This is a genomic window from Streptomyces rugosispiralis (assembly GCF_024505145.1).
GTDB classification, from domain to species: domain Bacteria; phylum Actinomycetota; class Actinomycetes; order Streptomycetales; family Streptomycetaceae; genus Streptomyces; species Streptomyces rugosispiralis.
In genome coordinates this window covers 20,546-38,296 of sequence record NZ_JANIAA010000036.1, presented here as the reverse complement: position 1 = coordinate 38,296, position 17,751 = coordinate 20,546, and the positions used below count along the sequence as shown (strand labels likewise).

16 protein-coding genes are annotated in these 17,751 nt (G+C 70.1%); 6 read left to right on the top strand and 10 right to left on the bottom strand.

All coding sequences use genetic code 11. The annotated features are described in order from the left end of the window. Positions 1-15: 15 nt before the first annotated feature. Positions 16-210 (bottom strand): DUF397 domain-containing protein, encoded by a 195-nt coding sequence (locus NP777_RS35925; protein ID WP_256654380.1) that lies wholly within the window; start codon positions 208-210, stop codon positions 16-18. Between the two features lie 10 nt (positions 211-220). Next, the gene (locus NP777_RS35920) at positions 221-1,108 is read right to left on the bottom strand and encodes a helix-turn-helix domain-containing protein (RefSeq protein WP_256654379.1); all 888 of its coding nucleotides are present in this window, start codon (positions 1,106-1,108) and stop codon (positions 221-223) included. Positions 1,109-1,267: 159 nt separating this feature from the next. On the opposite strand from NP777_RS35920, the gene NP777_RS35915 reads away from it, so the two are divergent. Next, entirely contained in the window at positions 1,268-1,591 is a 324-nt protein-coding gene (locus NP777_RS35915; RefSeq protein ID WP_256654378.1) for a hypothetical protein, read from the top strand. A 15-nt stretch (positions 1,592-1,606) separates the two neighbouring features. On the opposite strand, the gene NP777_RS35910 is transcribed toward NP777_RS35915, so the two are convergent. Both NP777_RS35910 and NP777_RS35905 read right to left on the bottom strand, forming a co-directional pair. After that, positions 1,607-3,922 carry a tetratricopeptide repeat protein gene (locus tag NP777_RS35910; protein ID WP_256654377.1) on the bottom strand — a complete coding sequence of 772 codons (2,316 nt, stop codon included), beginning with the start codon at positions 3,920-3,922 and terminating at the stop codon, positions 1,607-1,609. A 120-nt stretch (positions 3,923-4,042) separates the two neighbouring features. Next, positions 4,043-7,105: an NACHT domain-containing protein gene (locus NP777_RS35905; RefSeq protein ID WP_256654376.1), complete on the bottom strand. Its 3,063-nt coding sequence runs from the start codon at positions 7,103-7,105 to the stop codon at positions 4,043-4,045. Between the two features lie 323 nt (positions 7,106-7,428). Here NP777_RS35905 and NP777_RS35900 point away from each other — a divergent pair, with 323 nt between their 5' ends. Then, the gene (locus NP777_RS35900; protein ID WP_256654375.1) at positions 7,429-8,055 is read left to right on the top strand and encodes a M23 family metallopeptidase; all 627 of its coding nucleotides are present in this window, start codon (positions 7,429-7,431) and stop codon (positions 8,053-8,055) included. A gap of 71 nt (positions 8,056-8,126) precedes the next feature. Here NP777_RS35900 and NP777_RS35895 read toward each other — a convergent pair whose 3' ends face one another. After that, positions 8,127-8,708 carry a TetR/AcrR family transcriptional regulator gene (locus tag NP777_RS35895; protein ID WP_256654374.1) on the bottom strand — a complete coding sequence of 194 codons (582 nt, stop codon included), beginning with the start codon at positions 8,706-8,708 and terminating at the stop codon, positions 8,127-8,129. 158 nt (positions 8,709-8,866) lie between these two features. Between NP777_RS35895 and NP777_RS35890 the strand changes: the two genes are divergently transcribed. From NP777_RS35890 to NP777_RS35880, 3 genes are all read left to right on the top strand, one after another. Beyond that, complete coding sequence (locus NP777_RS35890; RefSeq protein ID WP_256654373.1) at positions 8,867-10,504, top strand: MDR family MFS transporter; 1,638 nt, start codon at positions 8,867-8,869, stop codon at positions 10,502-10,504. A gap of 70 nt (positions 10,505-10,574) precedes the next feature. Further along, the gene (locus tag NP777_RS35885; RefSeq protein ID WP_256654372.1) at positions 10,575-11,033 is read left to right on the top strand and encodes a helix-turn-helix transcriptional regulator; all 459 of its coding nucleotides are present in this window, start codon (positions 10,575-10,577) and stop codon (positions 11,031-11,033) included. An 88-nt stretch (positions 11,034-11,121) separates the two neighbouring features. Further along, complete coding sequence (locus NP777_RS35880) at positions 11,122-11,589, top strand: VOC family protein (protein WP_256654371.1); 468 nt, start codon at positions 11,122-11,124, stop codon at positions 11,587-11,589. Between the two features lie 136 nt (positions 11,590-11,725). On the opposite strand, the gene cseC is transcribed toward NP777_RS35880, so the two are convergent. The 5 genes from cseC to NP777_RS35855 all read right to left on the bottom strand — a co-directional run bounded on the left by cseC (position 11,726) and on the right by NP777_RS35855 (position 16,263). Then, positions 11,726-13,045, bottom strand: a complete 1,320-nt coding sequence (gene cseC / locus NP777_RS35875; protein ID WP_256654370.1) for a two-component system sensor histidine kinase CseC — start codon at positions 13,043-13,045, stop codon at positions 11,726-11,728. Between the two features lie 6 nt (positions 13,046-13,051). Continuing rightward, positions 13,052-13,759 (bottom strand): two-component system response regulator CseB, encoded by a 708-nt coding sequence (cseB, locus tag NP777_RS35870; RefSeq protein WP_201857125.1) that lies wholly within the window; start codon positions 13,757-13,759, stop codon positions 13,052-13,054. Positions 13,760-13,768: 9 nt separating this feature from the next. Then, entirely contained in the window at positions 13,769-14,464 is a 696-nt protein-coding gene (locus tag NP777_RS35865; RefSeq protein ID WP_256654369.1) for a hypothetical protein, read from the bottom strand. A 26-nt stretch (positions 14,465-14,490) separates the two neighbouring features. After that, the gene (locus NP777_RS35860; protein WP_256654368.1) at positions 14,491-15,102 is read right to left on the bottom strand and encodes a SigE family RNA polymerase sigma factor; all 612 of its coding nucleotides are present in this window, start codon (positions 15,100-15,102) and stop codon (positions 14,491-14,493) included. A gap of 234 nt (positions 15,103-15,336) precedes the next feature. Beyond that, positions 15,337-16,263, bottom strand: coding sequence for an A/G-specific adenine glycosylase (locus NP777_RS35855; protein ID WP_256654367.1), 927 nt, complete (start codon positions 16,261-16,263; stop codon positions 15,337-15,339). A gap of 290 nt (positions 16,264-16,553) precedes the next feature. Between NP777_RS35855 and NP777_RS35850 the strand changes: the two genes are divergently transcribed. Further along, complete coding sequence (locus tag NP777_RS35850) at positions 16,554-17,441, top strand: hypothetical protein (protein WP_256654366.1); 888 nt, start codon at positions 16,554-16,556, stop codon at positions 17,439-17,441. The last annotated feature ends 310 nt before the right edge of the window (positions 17,442-17,751 follow it).

Below are 17,751 nucleotides of genomic sequence, written 5' to 3'. Positions count from 1 at the left end.
GCATCCGGCCTGTGCTCAGAGGGTGCGATCGAGTCGACCGGCCTTCACGGCACGTATGAAGACGCCGAGCGCGGCGGGCGTCGTACGGACCACCGCGTCGGGCTCGTCGCTCTCGCGTATGTGTATGCCGCCGGAGGTGGCGGCGAGTTCCATGCAGTTGGCCGCAGCAGCTTCACTGAACGATGACTTCCGCCAGGTGAGGTCGGACATGATGCCTTCCCTAGAGGGTGTAAAGGATGTGTTGGAGGAGGCCCCACGAGTCACGCTGTTCGTGGAGTTCGGGGGTCGCATCTGCGACTACCGGTGGCAGTGCGCTCTGGCTCAGATCGCTGAATGTGGATTCGTAGCGCGCGATGGACTCGGGATCGCCGAGCCGCAGGTTCGCGGACGGGTGATCCGCGACCACGGTCTCGAGGCCCGGAACTCCGACTCCCAAGACGAGGAATGGCGTGCTGTGCCAGAAGCGTGCGCCGACTTTGAAGGGCAAGACCTGGATGGTCATGTGCGGGTTCATCGATACCCGGATGAGCTGAACCAGTTGCTCCCTCATGACGTGCGGACCGCCCACCTCCATGCGGAGCGCAGCCTCGTGAATGACCGCTTGGAAGGCGACGGGCTGATCAGGTCCCAGGATGGCCTGGCGCGCTCTTCGGAAGCGGACGAGTTGCTCGATCTCCTCGGGTGAGGCGTCAGGGAGTCCGCTGCGGAACAGGGCGCGCATGTACGACTCGGTCTGCAACAGGCCGGGGATCAGAAGGGTTTCGTATGTCTGGACCGTCGTCGTCCGGGATTCCAGCTCGGCGAGGTCGAGTGTGGACTGCGGGAAGGACTTCCGATACGTCGACCACCAACCCTTGCCACTGCTCTCGGCCATGCTGACAAGCTCGTCAACGTACGGTTCATTCTTGCACCCGTAAGCGTCAACGAGATCGCGCAGGCGATCCGCTGGGATGGCAGTCCGCCCAGCCTCGATGTGGCTCAGGTGAGGCGCGCCCATGCCGATCCGCTTGCCGCCGTCGGCGATCGACAACTCTGCCTTGAGCCGTAACTTCTTGAGCTCTGCGCCAAGTCGGCGTTGCCGTTCGGTGATGAGCGTTCGCAGCGCCACGGCCGGTCCTCCAGGGGAATCGGTGTCAGTGTGCCCCGCTCGAGTGGGGCAGTCCAATCATCTTCGCGGATTGGTTGCAACATTGCTGAGATCTGCCATGCCTTGGGTGTTGCCTTGCTCACACAGGGTATTGAGCTACGAGCGCCACGGAGGCGTCGCATGGGAGCACCCGCACACCCGGAACATCCGTACCGCTACACCCTCTCCGCCCCCGCCCTCCCCACTTCGCCCCGGCTGTGCCGCGACTTCGTGCGCGGGGTTTTCACTGCCTCCGGGCTGGATCAACTCGCCGAGGCGGCAGCGATCTGCACCTCGGAGTTAGTCACCAACGTCCACCCGGGCCGACCTCAGCGACCCCCACCAACCGCAACTCGAACTCGGCACCATCCCCCTCGGCGCACCGGCTTCGCGCTGCTGCGCGTGCTCACGGACTACCAGGGCCTGCTGAAGGCCGAGCGGGCCCGGCCAGAGCGGAGAGGTTAGAGCGTCGGATGGCTCTCACCTCGCGAGAACTCGACGAGCACGAAGCGTTTCGGGGTGATCGGGGCCAAGGACGCGCTCACATAGCGGAAGGGCTACACGTGCCGTACCTTCGGCTTCCGCCACCCGCCCCGCGTGAGCAAGATAGTCGGCCAACTGACTGTAGTTCTCCACCAGAACGGGACTGTCGGCTGGGAGCGCTTGCTCACGTCCGGCGATGGCCCGGCGGGTCAGTTCAACCGCTTCTTCCCAGTGCCCGCGCTTCGCAAGTACCTGACTGAGCAGAACGACAACGGTGAGCGTCATGGGGTGGGCGTCGCCCTGTACGCGTTCCCGATCCGCCAGAACTCGGCGGACAAGCGGTTCCGCTTCCGCAGGGTCGCCGAGTCGGGAGACACCAAAGGCGTAAGCGTGCCGGGCGGACAAGGAGGTTGGGTGATCCGTGCCAAGGTGCCGCTCGCAGTCGACCACGATCTCTGGTGATACGCGCGCGAACTCCTCGTTCTCGCCCGATGTGGCCAGTTCTTCGATCAGCATCGCCCGGCTGCGCAGCGCTTTAGGATGCTCCACGCCCAAAGCGCTCCGCAGCCCATTGGCCGCGCGACGCAGCAAAGACAGGGCTTCAGGCCGTCGTCGCATCCTGAAGAGCGGCTGCTGGAGTCCGTGGCAGGACTCAAGCGTGTCGGGGTGATCAGGGCCCAGGACCCGTTCACGTACTCGTAGCACCCGGCTGTGTACGTCCTCCGACTCCACGATGCGACCGAGCCGGAACAACGAGCGCCCAACACGATGCAGCGCGCTCAACGTCAGAGGGTGCTCAGCGCCCAGCATCCGTTCACCCGCCCCCGCGGCCTGCTGAGCCAGGGCCAGGGCGGCGGCGTAATCACCGGTCTCGTGGATGCGTTCCGAGAGGCGTACGGCGAGATCCACCACCTGATCCACCGCGCCACCGTCCACCCGCCGCAGCAACCGCACCGCATGCGGCACGAGCAACGCAACGAACCTATCCCCGGACCCGGCCTCCGCCGGAAGGGCGGCCTCGAGCAACGATGCCGCAGCCTCGGTGAGAGCAGCGCGCTGGTCAGCGGGGATGCCCGAGGAGATGCTGTCGAGGAGCACTCCGTGCACCTGAACACAGCGCACCGGCCGTTCGCCGTCCGCGCCCGGCGGCGCGGAGACGATCGTGGCCAGCGAGTGGTCGATCAGCCCGCGCAGTGCCGGTTCGACGCGCCCGCTGTCCAGCAGGCCCGTTCCGCCCAGCGATGCGGGAGACAGAACGGCGAGCGGCAGTGGATCCGCGCTCCAGCAGGACAGCAGCCGCAGCAGCGTCGTCGCTTCGGGGAGGCCCTGGTCGGCGAGTGCGTCCAGGGACAACTGCCAGGTGCGGCTGACCAGGTGGCGGGAGTCGGAACGGCCGGAGTCGAGCGCCGCTCCCTGGTCGATGAGGCCGATCGGGTCGTCTTCGAGGTGGGTTCGGTACTCGTCCATGGACCAGGACTCCAGTAGCTGCTGGTGTAAATAGGAACCCGCGAGGGTGAGGGCGAGCGGCAGGCAGCCGAGGCGGACCGCGACCAGCTCGGCCGCCGCCGGAGTGCCCGCATGCGGTGCGAGGTCACACAGGACCTGGGCCGCGTCCTCGCTCGGCAGCACGTCGACGGGGTGGAGGATCGCGCCTCGCCAGACGCGCGAGGCCGCGTATCGCGTGGTGACCAGCACCGTGCCGCGAGGGCCGGCACGCAACCAGCCGCCTTCCTCCAGAATCGCCGGATCGTCAGCGTTGTCGATGACCAGGAGCCACGGCTCCGGGGAACGGTCCAGGTGGTGCCATACGAGATCCGCGGCGGCACGCTGCCCGCTGTGCGCGGCGGCAAGTTCGCCGGGACTCGCGCCCCGGTCGGCGGCGACCGCCAGCATGCCCGCGCGCAGGGACAGTCGCTCCGAGGCGTTGACCCACAATCCGATCCGGGCCCGGTCGTGGACTGCCTCCGCGAACAGGGCATGGGCCACCGCCGTCTTGCCGCAGCCGCCCATGCCGTGCAGTACGTGGATCTGTCCGCCGCCACCGTCCAGGGCCGTCCGTAATCGCCGCATCAGGTCCGCGCGGTCGCGCAGGACGGACGGGACCCGGCCGACCAGCGGTATCCGTACGGAGTCCGGGCCAATCCCCGCGGCGGAGAGCGGATCCGATGGGGAGGTCCCGGTGAACAGGGAGGCGCCGGGGCCCGGCGCGTAGTGGTGATGGTGTTCGGTGATGTGCTGGTCGCCGGATGACTGAAAGACCCGGCCCTGTCCCGAGGCGCGGCCCTCCGTGTGCGGAGGCGGCGGGCCGCTCACCACTGGGTGCTGTGCGGGCGGGCCACGACCAGCACCCCGGTGGACCCGGTCGTTCGTGCGAGGTGTGCGTTCTGCGGCCGCATTCCGTTCCGCCCCCTCATCCGTGCCGAAGTCGGCCTTTCACGATACGGCGGTTGTGGTGCGGCCGGTGGGGTCGCCTGGGCGGCCGGTACGCCTTGGCTCGTTGTCGGGCGTCGTCACGGTGACGCCGGGGAGCGCCTGGGGGTCCGTGACCGCCGCGTTGACGACGGTGGCCGTCTCCAGGTCGGGGAGGGCGGCGAGTGGGGACAGGTCGATGGAGTGGTTGGAGCGCACTTTGAGTAGCAGGTTCAGGTGACGGAGACGGGGGAACGCCGTCGCCACCCAGGCGGTGTCCAGGCTCTCCGCCGGAACATGCAGGTCCAGCCAGGTGATCCCGGGCGGGACGAAGCGGGGGTTGAAAGGCGGCAGGCAGTTGTCGAGCTTCAGCCGGTCCAGCGCGGCCAGTTTCTCCAGGCCCTCGGGCAGGGTCGCGTCCGCCGGGCCGGACCATGGCGGCTCGAAGACCAAGGTGTGGATGGGCAGTTCCGAGAGAGGAGTCAGGTCGGACACGCTGATGCAGTTGGTCAGATAGAGCGTGTCGAGACGCGACAGGTGGCTGAGGGCGCCGAGGTCGCCGACGGCGTCGTTGCCGCTCAGCCGCAGCCGGGTCACCACCTCCCCGGCGAGGCTGTCCCTGATCTCGTCCTCCGTGAAATCCCCGCGCAGGATCAGCCATGGACGCGGACCGGTGTCCAGGAGCAGCCGCAGATGCTCCATGGACTCGGCCACGAAGTACAGGTCGTCCCGGTTCAGGCGGAGGATCACCTCATGGAAGTACCGCTCGGTGTCGTACCGCCCCCAGCTCGAGGCCAGTTGGGCGCGTACCCCGACCGCCGGGTGGTCGGCGAATTGGGCCAGACAGGGGATCGCCGCGTCCACCGGTATGCGTGAGGCCGTCACCACGCAGCACTCCGCCACCTCGTCCGTCAGCCCCTCCGGCCCCGGAAGAAGCTCCAGCACCAGCGGGCCCACCGTGGCCAGCTCCCGTGCTCGCGGGATGGTCAAGGGCGGGATGAACTCCATGGCGTGCCGTGTGACCTCGTCCCGTATCCCCGGGTCCAGATCGGGCGCGTGCTCCAGGCAGGCCATGGCCAGCAGACGCAGACGGAGCGACGACCGCGGGTCCCACCTCGTCGCCTCCTCCAGCAACTTCCCCAGCAACTCCGCCCGCTCGCGCGGCCGCCCATGCGCGACCGCCATGCGGATGACGTCCTCCCACTGCGCGTCATGCGCGTTGCGGATCAGCAGGCCGACGTCCCACGCCTCCACCGCCGCCTTCGCGCCCAGATAGTCCTGGAAGGTGCGGTGGACGAAGTCCACCGTGCTCACGGACGGCTCGCGCAACAGCCCGCTGCGCAGCAGCAGATGGCGCAGGATGGCGGGCGCGTCGCCCAGGGCGCGGGCGGCGGGGACGGAGGGGAGGGCCTCCTCGATCAGGTGCTCCGCGCGGTCGCGGTCCAGCTCGGCCTCGCCGTTGCGGATCAGGTAGTAGGCGAGCCGCTGGAGGAGCTGGATCTGCGGCTCCTCGTCGAGCTGGACGTCGCCCGGCGCGTAGATGTGGCGCTCGGTGTCGCGCCGCGTCAGCAGCATCGACAGCGCCGCGTCGTACAGCGCCTTGCGGCCCGGCGGCAGATAGCCGCGGCGGGCGCGGTGCAGGGCGCAGATCAGGCCGCACATCAGGGGGTTGGTAGCGAGCCGGCTGAGGTCCTGTTTGGTGCGGACGGCGGTGTGCAGGGCCGACTGGTAGTCGTCAAGCGCGGCCCGCTCCTCCTCCGTACGGCAGGTCTGGCGCGCCGCCTCGTGCCAGCGGTCGATGAACGCCGCCATGTCCTCGCGGCTCATCGGGGACAGCGTGAACTCGGCGAAGTCCTGCGCCCCCAGCCAGTCCTCGGCGACGGCCGAGGGGCGGGAGGTGACCAGCCACAGATTGTCCGGGTAGGCGATGAGGAGATCGGCGAGCCAGGCGCGGGTGCGCTCGCGGTCGCGCTCGGGGATCTCGTCGATGCCGTCGATCAGCAGCAGCCCGCGCCCCGCGGCCAGGACGCGGTCGGCCCAGCCCGGCGGCTGGGCGCCGCTCAGGGGGTTGTGGACGGAGGCGAGGAAGGCGGCAGGGGAGGGCAGGGATTCCTGGCGGGCGATCGTGCGCAGGGGGAGGACGAAGGGGACGCGGCCGATCAGCTGCTCCAGGCCGCGCAGCGTTTCCTGCCGCGCGGTGCAGACGGCGAGCCACTGCACAAGCGTGGTCTTGCCGGAGCCCGCGATCCCGCGCAGCAGCACCCGCTGATGGCCGGAGAGTGCCCGGTCGGCGGGAAGGGCGGCGTGCTGCGGGGCCTCACCGGCCTCATCGGCGAATGAGTCGAGCGGGCGCTCCTCGCCGGAGGACACCGCCTCCAGGCTGAGATACGCCGCGTCCAGCGGCCACGTGGCCTCGGCGTGGCTGAGGTCGATCCCGACGATCGTCAGCGTGGAGTGCTTGCCGATCATGTACTCCGCGTACCGCCGCTCGAACCCCGCGTCCTGCGCGGACTGCGACGGGATGCGCTCGATCAGGATGTCGATCTTGGTGATGAGATCGCTGAGCTGGCCGCTCTGCTCGACGAGGGAGCGGGCGACAAAGGTCGAGCGCTGGGTGAAGAAGTGCAGGATGTGCAGGCAGGCCGTGTCCAGCAGGCGCTCGTGGAGCGTCGCGCCGCCCTGGCTGAGGTGCAGCGTGTCGCGTCCCCGCGCGCGGGTGGCATGGGTCAGCTCATGGGCCAGCCCGCGGTGGCCGAGCTGCACCGCCTGGATGTCGTTCATATCGAGGTCGCCGAGCGCGTACAGCGTGGTGGCCAGCTTCTCGGCGACGAGTTCGTCCTCGTCGGCGGGGCAGGGCCGCTCGCCGGGGCCGGCGTGCCGGGTGGCCCGTGCGACCAGTTCGGCGGCGAGCTTGTTCAGGTCCTTCTCGGTCAGGGTGCGCTGCTCGCCCCGGAACGAGATGAGGGAGGAAATGCGGACCGGCTGGTTCACCAGCCCGGCGCCCGGCCCCTCCTTGACGAACAGCTTCTTGATGAGCGGTGTGACGACGCTCGACGCGAGGCGAGCGCCAATGGTTGCGGGATCCACGTCCCATTCCCCCCGGTAGTCGTGTGCCCCCCGGCCGCGGAGGGCCGCCGACAGCGTACAGCGGGGTAAGGCCCTTGGTCCCGAACCGGACATCCGAAAGTCCCTGGGAAGGTGACATCCCGCACAGGCCGTCCGGGGGCTACTACGGAAAATAGGGGATCTCGCAGGTCAGAGGTGTGATGGGAGTTTCTGGGAATTCCGCGCGGGATACGGCTCCTCATAACCAATTCGCTACGTACCCACTTAGTAGAACAACGCCTTGGCCTATTAACGAGAACGGGATAACAAGAGGCGTTCCGAAGACGCTTCTGGAGGTACTTCCCATGTCCCCGCGCGCCACAAACCGCCGATTCTCGCTTACGTCCGCGTCCAGGGGGCGCGCCGCCGTGGTCGCCATGGGTCTGGGGGCCTCGCTCGCGCTCGGCGCCGGCACGGCGTTCGCCGTGGGGACCGGCACCGCCGCCTCCGCCCCGTCCGTCAGCCGGGCCGCCGCGAAGGCGCCCGCCCCGAAGGCCCCCGCGAAGGCGGCGGACGCCTGGGAGACCCCGGTCGACAAGTACTCGATAGGCGCCGCCTTCGGCCTGGCGGGCAACCTCTGGTCGCACAACCACAGCGGTCAGGACTTCGTCGTGCCGACCGGCACCCCGGTGCACGCGGCGCACGGCGGTGTGGTCGTCAAGGCGGGCCCGAACGGTGGCGGTGACGGCCCCGCGTACGGCAACGCGATCGTGATCAAGCACGACGACACGACGTACTCGCAGTACGCCCACCTGTCCCGGATCGACGTGCGGATCGGGCAGTCCGTGAGCACCGGCCAGCAGATCGGCCTGTCCGGCAGCACCGGCAACTCGACCGGCCCCCACCTGCACTTCGAGATCCGTACGACGCCGAACTACGGCTCCGCCGTCGAGCCGCTCAAGTTCCTCCGCGACCACGGCGTCAAGGTCTGAGGCATCAAGGTCTGAGGCGTCAACGTTTCCGCGTCAACGTCTGACGCTCACCGCTGACGCGTCATGCGTCGTCATCCGTGGGTCGATGACGACGCATGCGCCTGCGTCAGCAGATCGAGGGCGACTTCCAGGACAGCCTCGCGCTTGTCCTCGGGGTCGCCCTCGACCGTCTGCAGCGCGAACATCCGCGCATGCATGCAGAACAGTGCGGTGACGCTTCGGACCTGGTCGACCATGGGCGCCTCGGGGTCCCGGATCAGGGCGGACATCGCGAGCATCCGGTTCTTGAAGATCTGGCCGATGCTCAGCTCGCGCACCGTCGCCTGGTTCTCCTGCACGAAGCGCATCAGCGGCTCGCCGATGTCCATGGCCGCGCTGTAGCGGCGCAGCAGTTCCTGCTTGGTCTCCAGGGTACGCGGCTGCTGCTCGCCCCAGGCGATCAGCTCGTCCATCGGCCGGCCCAGGTCCTGGAACAGGCTGAGGACGATGTCCTCCTTGGTCTTGAAGTGGTAGTAGAGGGCCGCCTTGGTGACCTCGAGCTGCTCGGCGATCTCGCGCAGTGACGTCTTCTCGTAACCGTGCTCGGCGAAGAGTTCCAGGGCGACGTCCTGGATGCGCTGACGGGTGTCGCCCCGCCGCGGTGTGCTGCCCATGGTGCTCTCCTGTGCTGGTGTGGCTGCCGTCGGCAGGCCGAACGTAACTTACTTGACGCCCGGCTAGTTGGCGCCTTACCTTCTCTACTGTACTGAACTAGCCGGGCGGCAAGTAAGTGGGCGTCAGGGCTCTCATCATCCAGGGGGAGACGGAGAACATGGTCCGTAAACAATCAGACGACGAAGCGCCATCCGCTTCGGAACTGGCTCAGGCCGCCCGGGAGGCCCAGCGGCCCCCGGCCAAGGCCGAGCCCAAGCAGCGCAGCACCAGTGTGGTGATATTCGCGCTGATGATCGCGATGCTCCTCGCGATGCTCGACAACATGATCGTGGGCACCGCGATGCCGACCATCGTCGGCGAGCTCGGTGGCCTCGACCACCTCTCCTGGGTAGTGACCGCGTACACCCTGGCCACCGCCGCCTCGACCCCCATCTGGGGCAAGCTCGGCGACATGTACGGCCGTAAGGGCGTCTTCCTCACCTCCATCGTGATCTTCCTCGGTGGTTCGGCGCTGTCCGGTATGGCGCAGAGCATGGGTGAGCTGATCGGCTTCCGGGCCATCCAGGGCCTGGGCGCGGGCGGTCTGATGGTCGGCGTGATGGCGATCATCGGTGACCTGGTGCCGCCCCGGGAGCGCGGCCGCTACCAGGGCATCATGGCCGGTGTGATGGCCGTGGCCATGATCGGTGGCCCGCTGGTCGGCGGCACGCTGACCGACCACCTCGGCTGGCGCTGGATCTTCTACATCAACCTCCCGCTCGGTGCCATCGCCCTCGCGGCGATCACCGCGGTGCTCCACCTGCCGAAGAAGCGCTCCGAGGGACGGATCGACTACACCGGCGCGGCCCTGCTGACCGTGGGCATCACCGCGCTCGTGCTGATCACCACCTGGGGCGGCAACGAGTACGCCTGGGGGTCGGGCCAGATCATCGGGCTCGGGGTGCTCGGTGTCCTCTCGCTCGTCGCGTTCCTGTACGTCGAGACGCGGGTCGCCGAGCCCGTCCTGCCGCTGCACATCTTCCGGAACCCCAACTTCTCGCTGGTCACCGCGATCGGCTTCCTCACCGGTTTCGTGATGTTCGGCTCGACCACCTTCCTGCCGCTCTACCAGCAGACCGTCCAGGGCGCCACGGCCACCAACTCCGGGCTGCTGCTGCTCCCGATGCTGCTGGGCATGCTGGTCGTCTCGCTGGTCGCGGGCCGGGTCACCACCCAGACCGGCAAGTACAAGATCTTCCCGATCGTCGGCGGTCTCCTGATCACCGTCGGGATGTTCCTGCTGTCCACGATGGACACCGAGACCACCCGCTTCACCTCCGGTCTCTACATGGCGGTGCTCGGCATGGGCATGGGCTGCCTGATGCAGACGACCATGCTGGTGGCGCAGAACAGCGTCGAGATGAAGGACATGGGCGTCGGCAGCTCCTCCGCCACCCTCTTCCGCACCCTGGGCGGCTCCTTCGGTGTCGCCATCCTCGGTGCCCTGTTCACCAACCAGGTGCGGGACACCATGACCGAGCGTGGCGGCGGTAAGGCCGCGGCCATCACCTCCGGGAGCGCCCAGCTCGACCCGGCCAGCCTCAAGCTGCTGCCGCCGCAAATCCGGGACGCGTACACCCACGCGGTGGCCAGCGGTGCCCACCAGGTGTTCCTGTGGGGCGCGCTGATCAGCATCGTCGGTGCCGTCGCCGCCTGGTTCGTCAAGGAGGTCCCGCTGCGCGGGGCCGCCGCCAAGCCGGCCGACGGTGACGGGACCCCGGCGGCCGAGACGGCGCCGATCGCCGAGACCGTCTGACCAACGGTCCAGGGGGGAGCGGGGCCGCCGTCAGGGGCCGCTGTCGGTGGGGCATGACAGCATCGGGCCCATGGTGACCTCGCCGGACGAGGCGCGGCTGGCGCATCTGCGCCGGCTGCGCCTCGCGAAGGACGTGATGGACCGCGACTGGGCCGAGCCGCTCGACCTGGACGCGGTCGCCGCGCACGCCGGCTATTCGCGCTATCACTTCATCCGCGCCTTCAAGGGCGCCTACGGATCCACGCCCGGCCAGTACCTGACCCGGCGCCGCATCGAGCGGGCCGAGGAGCTGCTGCGCTCGGCCAATCTCTCGGTCACCGAGATCTGCTCGCTCGTCGGCTTCAGCAGCCTCGGCACCTTCTCCACGAGCTTCAAGAAGCAGACCGGGCTCACCCCCAGCGCCTACCGGGACCTGCACGTGGGCCGGGCCGCGGCGGTCATCCCGGGGTGTTACGCGATGCTGTGGTACGGCGGGCGGGACGCCAGCGCCCATGGCTCCAAGGACCGCAATTCTCAAGAAGCGGAATGAATCCGCCGCTGCCTACCGTGGCCACGTCGCGCCGACGCGCGCGGCCCACGCCCACCCCGTACCTCACCCCGTACCTCCGGAGGCAGCAATGATCAAGGGGATGTCCATCGTCACCGTCTGGGTCCTCGACCAGGACCGGGCCAAGGCGTTCTACACCGAGAAGCTGGGCTTCGAGGTCCGCACCGATATGAGCATCGGCGGGGACGGCGAGGGCGGCGGTATGCGCTGGCTGACGGTCGGCGCCAAGGGCCAGCCGGATGTCCAGCTGACCCTGATGGTGCCCAGCTCACCCGGGCTCGACCCGGAGTCCGCCGAGGCCCTGCGGACGCTGGTCGCCAAGGGTGTGCTCGGCGCCGGGGTGTTCACCACGGATGACATTCACGGGGACTACGAGGCGCTCAAGGCGAAGGGCGTGGAGTTCGTCCAGGAGCCCCAGGAGCGGCCGTACGGCACCGAGGCGCTCTTCCGCGACGACTCCGGCAACTGGTTCTCGTTCACCCAGCCCCGCGAGGAGATGGACTTCAGCAAGCCCTGGGACGGCTGCGCCTCGAGCTGAGCGCCGCGGGCCGGGTGCCGCGGGCCGGGTGCCGCGGGCCGAGCGCCGCGGGCCGAGCGCCGCGGGCCGAGCGCCGCGGGCCGAGCGCTCCGTACTCCGAGACTCCGAGCCGAGCTCAGCACCTCGAGCCGACCGCTCAGTCCGGCACCTCGATGATCGGGAAGCTGCCGGTGTTGGTGGGCGCGGACTCCGGCAGCCAGAGCACGGCGACCGCGCCCCGGCACTCCCCGTCCGCCTCCTCGCCGCTGTCCATCAGCGGATCGGCGTTGCGGAACGTCAGCCGGGCGCCCAGCACCCGCGCCTGGCCCGCGGCTATGGTCAGCCCCAGGCCGTGCCCGGTGCCCGCGCGGTCCTTGCTGCCGGTGCGGAACCGGCTCGGCCCGTCCTTCAGCAGCTCCTCCGGGAAGCCGGGGCCGTGGTCGCGGACGCGCAGTATCCGCCCTTCGACGATGACCTCGAAGGGCGGTTTGCCGTGCCGGGCGGCGTTGGCGAGCAGATTGCCCATGATCCGCTCCAGCCGCCGGGGGTCGGTGGAGACATGGGCGTCGCGCACCACGGTGACCGCCGCGTCGGGGGCCACCGCCCGCACCCGGCGGGTGATGAACTCGGCCACGGCTATCTCCTGGAGCTCCGCGCGCTCCGCGAAGCCGTCCAGCCGCGCGACCTCCAGGACGTCCTCGACCAGGGTGCGCATCGCCTGCGCCCGGTCCCGTACCAGCTCGGTGGGGCGGCCCGGCGGCAGCAGTTCGGCGGCCGTGAGCAGCCCGGTGACCGGGGTGCGCAGCTCGTGGGCGATATCGGCGGTGACCCGGCGCTCGGCCTCCAGCCGCTGCTGCAGAGCCTCGGCCATACCGTCCACCGCGCGGGCCAGATCGTCGGTCTCATCGCGCACCCGGCCGCCGATCGACTCGCGCACCCGGACCTCGGAGTCGCCCTCGGCCAGCTTGCGGGCGGCGGTGGCCGCCTTGCGCAGCCGCCGGGAGAGCTGATCGCCGACGAGCACACCGAGCGCGATACCGCCCAGCACCACCGCCGCCGAGCCGATGATCAGCACCCGGTCGAGGTCGTCGAGAACGGCGAACCGGTCCTGGAACTTGGTGTGGACGGACAGCACCTTGCCGTTCCGCAGCGGCACCGAGGCCCACACCTCGGGGGTGCCGGTGCCGGAGTCCTCCAGATAGGTGGCGCGCTGACCGCGCCACGCCTCCTTCTTCAGCTGGTCGGGCAGACGGGGGTCGTCCAGTTTGGCGCCGAACCCCAGCACCCGGGACTGCTCGTACCACCGCTGGGCTACCTTCACCCGCTCGTCCATCACGGTGCGGCTGTTATCGAGCATCGAGACGCGGGCCGCGTTGTGGACGACGAGGCTCAGCACCACCGCGACCAGCGTGCTCACCGCGGCGATGGCGAGGCTGACCTTCCACCGCAAGCCGGTGCGCAGTGCGAACCTCCGCAATGCCGCTCAGCCCTTGAGCTTGTAGCCGAAGCCACGGACCGTCTCGATACGGTCCTGGCCTATCTTGCCGCGCAGCCGCTGCACATGGACGTCCACGACCCGGGTGTCCCCGCCCCAGCCGTACTCCCAGACCCGCTCCAGCAGCCGGTCGCGGGAGAGCACGGTGCCGGGCGCGGCCGAGAACTCCAGCAGCAGCCGCATCTCGGTCGGGGTGAGCGCCACCTGATGGCCGCCCTTGCGGACCTCCATGCCCTCGGGGTCGACCTCCAGATCGCCGAAGCGCAGCACCCCGCCGTCGGGCTCCTCGGGGACGGGCTCCGCACCCCGCCCGCCGGGGCCGCTGGCATGGCCGAAGCGGCGCAGCACGGCCCGGATGCGGGCCACCAGCACCGCGCCGTCGAAGGGCTTGGTCACATAGTCGTCGGCGCCGGCTTCGAGGCCGAGCACCACATCGATGGAGTCGGCGCGTGCGGAGAGCATGATCACGGGAACGGTGGACTCGTCGCGGATCCGGCGGCACAGGGAGACCCCGTCCAGGCCCGGAACCATCACATCGAGCAGCGCGATATCGGGGCGGTCGGCCCGGAAGCGCTCCAAGCCGGTCAGCCCGTCGGGCGCGGCCGTCACGAGAAAGCCATCGCGCTCCAGGGCGAGCTGCGTGGCTTCACGGATCACATCGTCGTCCTCGACGAAGAGCACATGGGTCTCGGCCACAGCCTCGCTTCAGCCTTCCGTTCCGTCGTCGGCGCGTGCGGTGGGCACCGGGGTCGCCTCCTGCTTGGGCACATTCTTGCTGTAGTCGTTGTGCTCGCGGGATCGCACCGCGAACGAGCGGTCCGCCCCGGACCAGCCGTAGGTGATCACGGTCTCGCTCGAAGGGCAACAGACCGAGTCCCCGGAGGTGTACGAGAGCTTCGTCACGCGCAGCTCGTCCTTGGCGACGTCGGCGTAGACGGGCGGCTGCTCGTCGCTGAAGACGTTCTCGTACCGATCGCCCACCTTGCGGTACACATACGAGCCGATGCCGAAGCCGTCGGTGCAGCTCATGACGTTGATGACCAGGTCGGAATCGGCGGAGCCGGTCAGCCGGCCGGACGTCACGTCCACCGGATAGCCCTTGATCTCCTGCTTGGTCTCGCGCTCCTTGGCCGTGGGGCAGGGCTTGAGGCTTGTCTTCAGATCGTCGCTGACCTGCGGATCCGCCTTGACCAGCTTGATCACGTCGACCTTCTTCCCGGCAGCCGGTGACGGTCGGCCCGAGGCGCGGCCACCCGCGTACGCACCGGAGTCCGCGGCGGCCGAGGCCCACTCGGTGCTCGCCGGTCCCTCCTTGCGCACCCCCTGGCTCGCGTCACCGCATCCGGCCAGCATCCAGCCGCCGGCGGCCGCGAGGCCCACGACCGCGCCGCCGGTGAGCATGACTGTCCTGCTGGGAGAGGCCCTGGTCAGGCCGCGCACCGGTCCTGCCCCCGCTCCTGGCGGGCGCGCCGGACCCGACCCGTGTGCTGCCGGACGTTGGTGGCCGGCTTGGCGTCCCCGTCCTGACGGCCGAGCGCGCGGGCGTCCAGATCGCGGCTCTCCAGCTCCTGCCGCAGCCGGGCCAGCGCCCGGTGCAGCGTGCTCTTGACCGTTCCGGTCGACATTCCGAGCGCCTCCGCGGTCTCTTCGGTCGTCATCTGCTCCCAGTGTCGCAGCACCACGACACTGCGCTGCTTGGGAGCGAGCACCGAAAGGATGTCCATCAGCAGGGCGCGGTCGGCGTGCTGCTCGGTGCCGTCGTCGACGCTCGCCTCCGGAAGCTGCTCGGTGGGCACCTCGTCCAGCTTGCGGGCGCGCCACCACTCGGTACGGGTGTTGATCATCACGCGCCGGAGGTAGGCGTCGGCGAGCGACTTGTCGGCTATGCCGTCCCAGCGGCCGTAGGTGCGCACCAAGGCGGTCTGGAGGAGATCCTGTGCCTCGACCGGGTCGGGGATCAGCCGGCGGGCGCTGCGCAGCAGCGCGTCCTGCCGATTCCGCACGTACTCCTCAAAGTCCAGAACATTGCTGCTGCTCATGGTGTGCAGCCTCCATCCCGCTGTCTTCCCCGCCGTTGATGTGTCCGGCTTCTCGCTCGGCACGGGAAGGACGCTACGGAGGCGCTGTTGCGGCGCCATACGCAACTACGCCTCGGCAAAGGCACAGCTACCCATAGGTTGTGTAACAACGGAACCCGGCCCGACTGAGTGTCAGAACCGGGTCCTGGGCGTGTCACAGGTCTGTCACAGACAGGGCCGTGACGAGGGATGATCTCAGGTCAGCGGCAGCCGGTAGAGGCCGCCGGAGAGCGGCTCCACCAGTCCGTCGGAGACGAGTCCGTCGAGCGCGCGGGCCCGCTGCACCGGCTCGTCCCACACCTGGTCCAGCGTCGTCTGCGGCACCGGTGTCACAGCCTCCCGCAACACCGCGAGCAGCTTGCCCCGCACCTGGCGGTCCGTACCGGCGTAGGTCTGGCCGCGCCGCGGTGGTCCGTCGTGCTCCGGCGAACCGGCCTGCCGCCAGGCGCACAGCGCGGCGATCGGGCAGCGGGCGCAGTCCGGGGTGCGGGCCGTGCAGACCAGCGCGCCCAGCTCCATCGTGGCGGCCGCCCAGCGCGCCGCGGTCGGCTCGTCCTCGGGCAGCAGGGTGCGGGCCAGCTTGCGCTCGGCGGCGGTGGTGGCGTTCGGCGGGTACTGCGCACCGCCGACCGCTCGCGCGAACACCCGGCGGACATTGGTGTCCAGGACCGGATGGCGCTGGCCGTACGCGAACGAGGCCACGGCCGCCGCCGTGTACTCACCCACCCCCGGCAGCGCCAGCAGCTGGGCGTGGTCGCGCGGTACGTCACCGCCGTGCCGCTCCCTTATGGCGGCCGCGGCGCCGTGCAGCCGCAGCGCCCGGCGCGGATAGCCGAGCCGGCCCCAGGCGCGGACCGCCTCACCGGGCGGTTCCGCGGCCAGGTCGGCCGGGCGCGGCCAGCGGGCGAGCCACTGCTCGTACACCGGCAGCACCCGGTTCACCGGGGTCTGCTGGAGCATGAACTCGCTCACCATCACACCCCAGGCGCCCGCCTCGGGGCGGCGCCAGGGGAGGTCGCGCGCGTGCGCGTCGAACCAGTCGATGACGGGCCGGTGCAGAACGGCTCCGTCGGAGTCGGAGGATGCGGCGGCCGGGACGGCGGAAGCGGAAATGGCAGTCATCGCATCCGATCCTGACATGACGGGACGGCTCGCGGGGCCCAGGGCGCGGGCGTTCGGGTCGAGCCGCGCCAGTCGTTGCCAAATCGTGCGATACGGCGCCCGTACGGGAACGGATGGCCGCTTGCCGCGCCCGGGTGCGGTCTTCCGGTGCCCCTGGGGTGACCTCGGGGCGCCTTGTGGACGCCTGTGGGACCCCTCATGTGCCGGATCCGGTCGGATCATGAGAAAAGTAGGGCTTGGAGCGGGGGTTATTGGCCGGTACTGCTCCCGATCTCTCGTAGAGTTTCCGCGTGGGATCTCTGCGCAATCCGATCGGGCCGCTTCCCTCCTCCATTTACTGGCGGCGGAGGGCCGTTGCGCTGGCCCTGCTCATCGCCATCGCTCTCGTGGTCATCTGGGCCTTCGGCTGGGGTGGTTCGGGCGGTGGCGGAAGTGACGAGGGCAAGGGGGCGGGCGGCGGGGGACCCGCGAGCACGATCACCCCGGGCCCCTCCTCCTCCGGGCCGGTCAACAGCGAACGGCCGGGCGGGCGCGATGAGTCGGACGACGGCGGCTCGGGCTCCGGTGACTCCGGCGGCGGCGGGGGCAGCGGCGGCAGCGGGGGCGGCTCGGACGACGGCGGTTCGGGTGCGGGCGGCGGTGGCGGGGGCGCGGGCGGCGGCTCCGGCGGCGCGGGTGGCGCGGGCGGCTCATCGGGTGGCGGCGCGGGCGGTGGCCTCGGCACCGGGACCGGGCAGGGCCTGCCCGCCGGGTCGAGCCTGCGGGACTGCCGCTCCGGCGACGCGGAGCTGACGGTGCGCAGCGTCAAGGACTCCAAGGTCAAGAACACCTGGGCGCCGGGCGAGAAGCCCAGCTTCGAGATCGTCGTGAAGAACACCAAGTCGAGCCCCTGCAAGGTCGACTTCGGGCGCGCGGCGGCCTCGCTGACCATCACCGACGCCCACAACGCCCACGTCTGGGCCTCCGACGACTGCCCCGAGGGCAGCGCCGCCGCGCTGGTCGAGGTGGAGGGCTCCGGCCAGACCAAGCGCACCGTGGAGTGGGACCGCAAGCGCAGCGCCGAGCACTGCGCCACGCCGTCGGGCAGCGCGTCGGCCAAGCCGGGCACGTACCTGGTCGAGGTGAAGGTGGACGGGCTCGGGACGGCCAAGGTGTCGTTCGTCCTGGAGAAGGACTGACCGGGGGCCTGCGGCGGGCTGTTCCCCTCCCCGCCCCTTCCCGAAACTGGGGCTTCGCCCCAGACCCCGGGCGGGGGCTTCGCCCCAGACCCCGGGCGGGGGCTTCGCCCCAGACCCCGGGCGGGGGCTTCGCCTCGGGCCTCGGGCGGGGGCTTCGCCTCGGGCCTCGGGCGGGGGTTCTGCCTCGGGCCTCGGGCGGGGGTTCTGCCTCGGGCCTCGGGCGGGGGTTCTGCCTCGGGCCCCGGGCCGGGGCTTCGCCCCTTCCCGCGGTGTCGATATGCGGCTCCGCCGCGTGGTAGGGGCTCCGCCC

Excerpts from the sequence above, each read along its gene's own strand:
- NP777_RS35925 (WP_256654380.1), bottom strand. The coding sequence starts at position 210 with ATGTCCGACCTCACCTGGCGGAAGTCATCGTTCAGTGAAGCTGCTGCG.
- NP777_RS35915 (WP_256654378.1), top strand. The coding sequence starts at position 1,268 with ATGGGAGCACCCGCACACCCGGAACATCCGTACCGCTACACCCTCTCC.
- NP777_RS35900 (WP_256654375.1), top strand. The coding sequence starts at position 7,429 with ATGTCCCCGCGCGCCACAAACCGCCGATTCTCGCTTACGTCCGCGTCC.
- NP777_RS35895 (WP_256654374.1), bottom strand. The coding sequence starts at position 8,708 with ATGGGCAGCACACCGCGGCGGGGCGACACCCGTCAGCGCATCCAGGAC.
- NP777_RS35890 (WP_256654373.1), top strand. The coding sequence starts at position 8,867 with ATGGTCCGTAAACAATCAGACGACGAAGCGCCATCCGCTTCGGAACTG.
- NP777_RS35885 (WP_256654372.1), top strand. The coding sequence starts at position 10,575 with ATGGTGACCTCGCCGGACGAGGCGCGGCTGGCGCATCTGCGCCGGCTG.
- NP777_RS35880 (WP_256654371.1), top strand. The coding sequence starts at position 11,122 with ATGATCAAGGGGATGTCCATCGTCACCGTCTGGGTCCTCGACCAGGAC.
- NP777_RS35865 (WP_256654369.1), bottom strand. The coding sequence starts at position 14,464 with ATGCTCACCGGCGGCGCGGTCGTGGGCCTCGCGGCCGCCGGCGGCTGG.
- NP777_RS35860 (WP_256654368.1), bottom strand. The coding sequence starts at position 15,102 with ATGAGCAGCAGCAATGTTCTGGACTTTGAGGAGTACGTGCGGAATCGG.
- NP777_RS35855 (WP_256654367.1), bottom strand. The coding sequence starts at position 16,263 with ATGACTGCCATTTCCGCTTCCGCCGTCCCGGCCGCCGCATCCTCCGAC.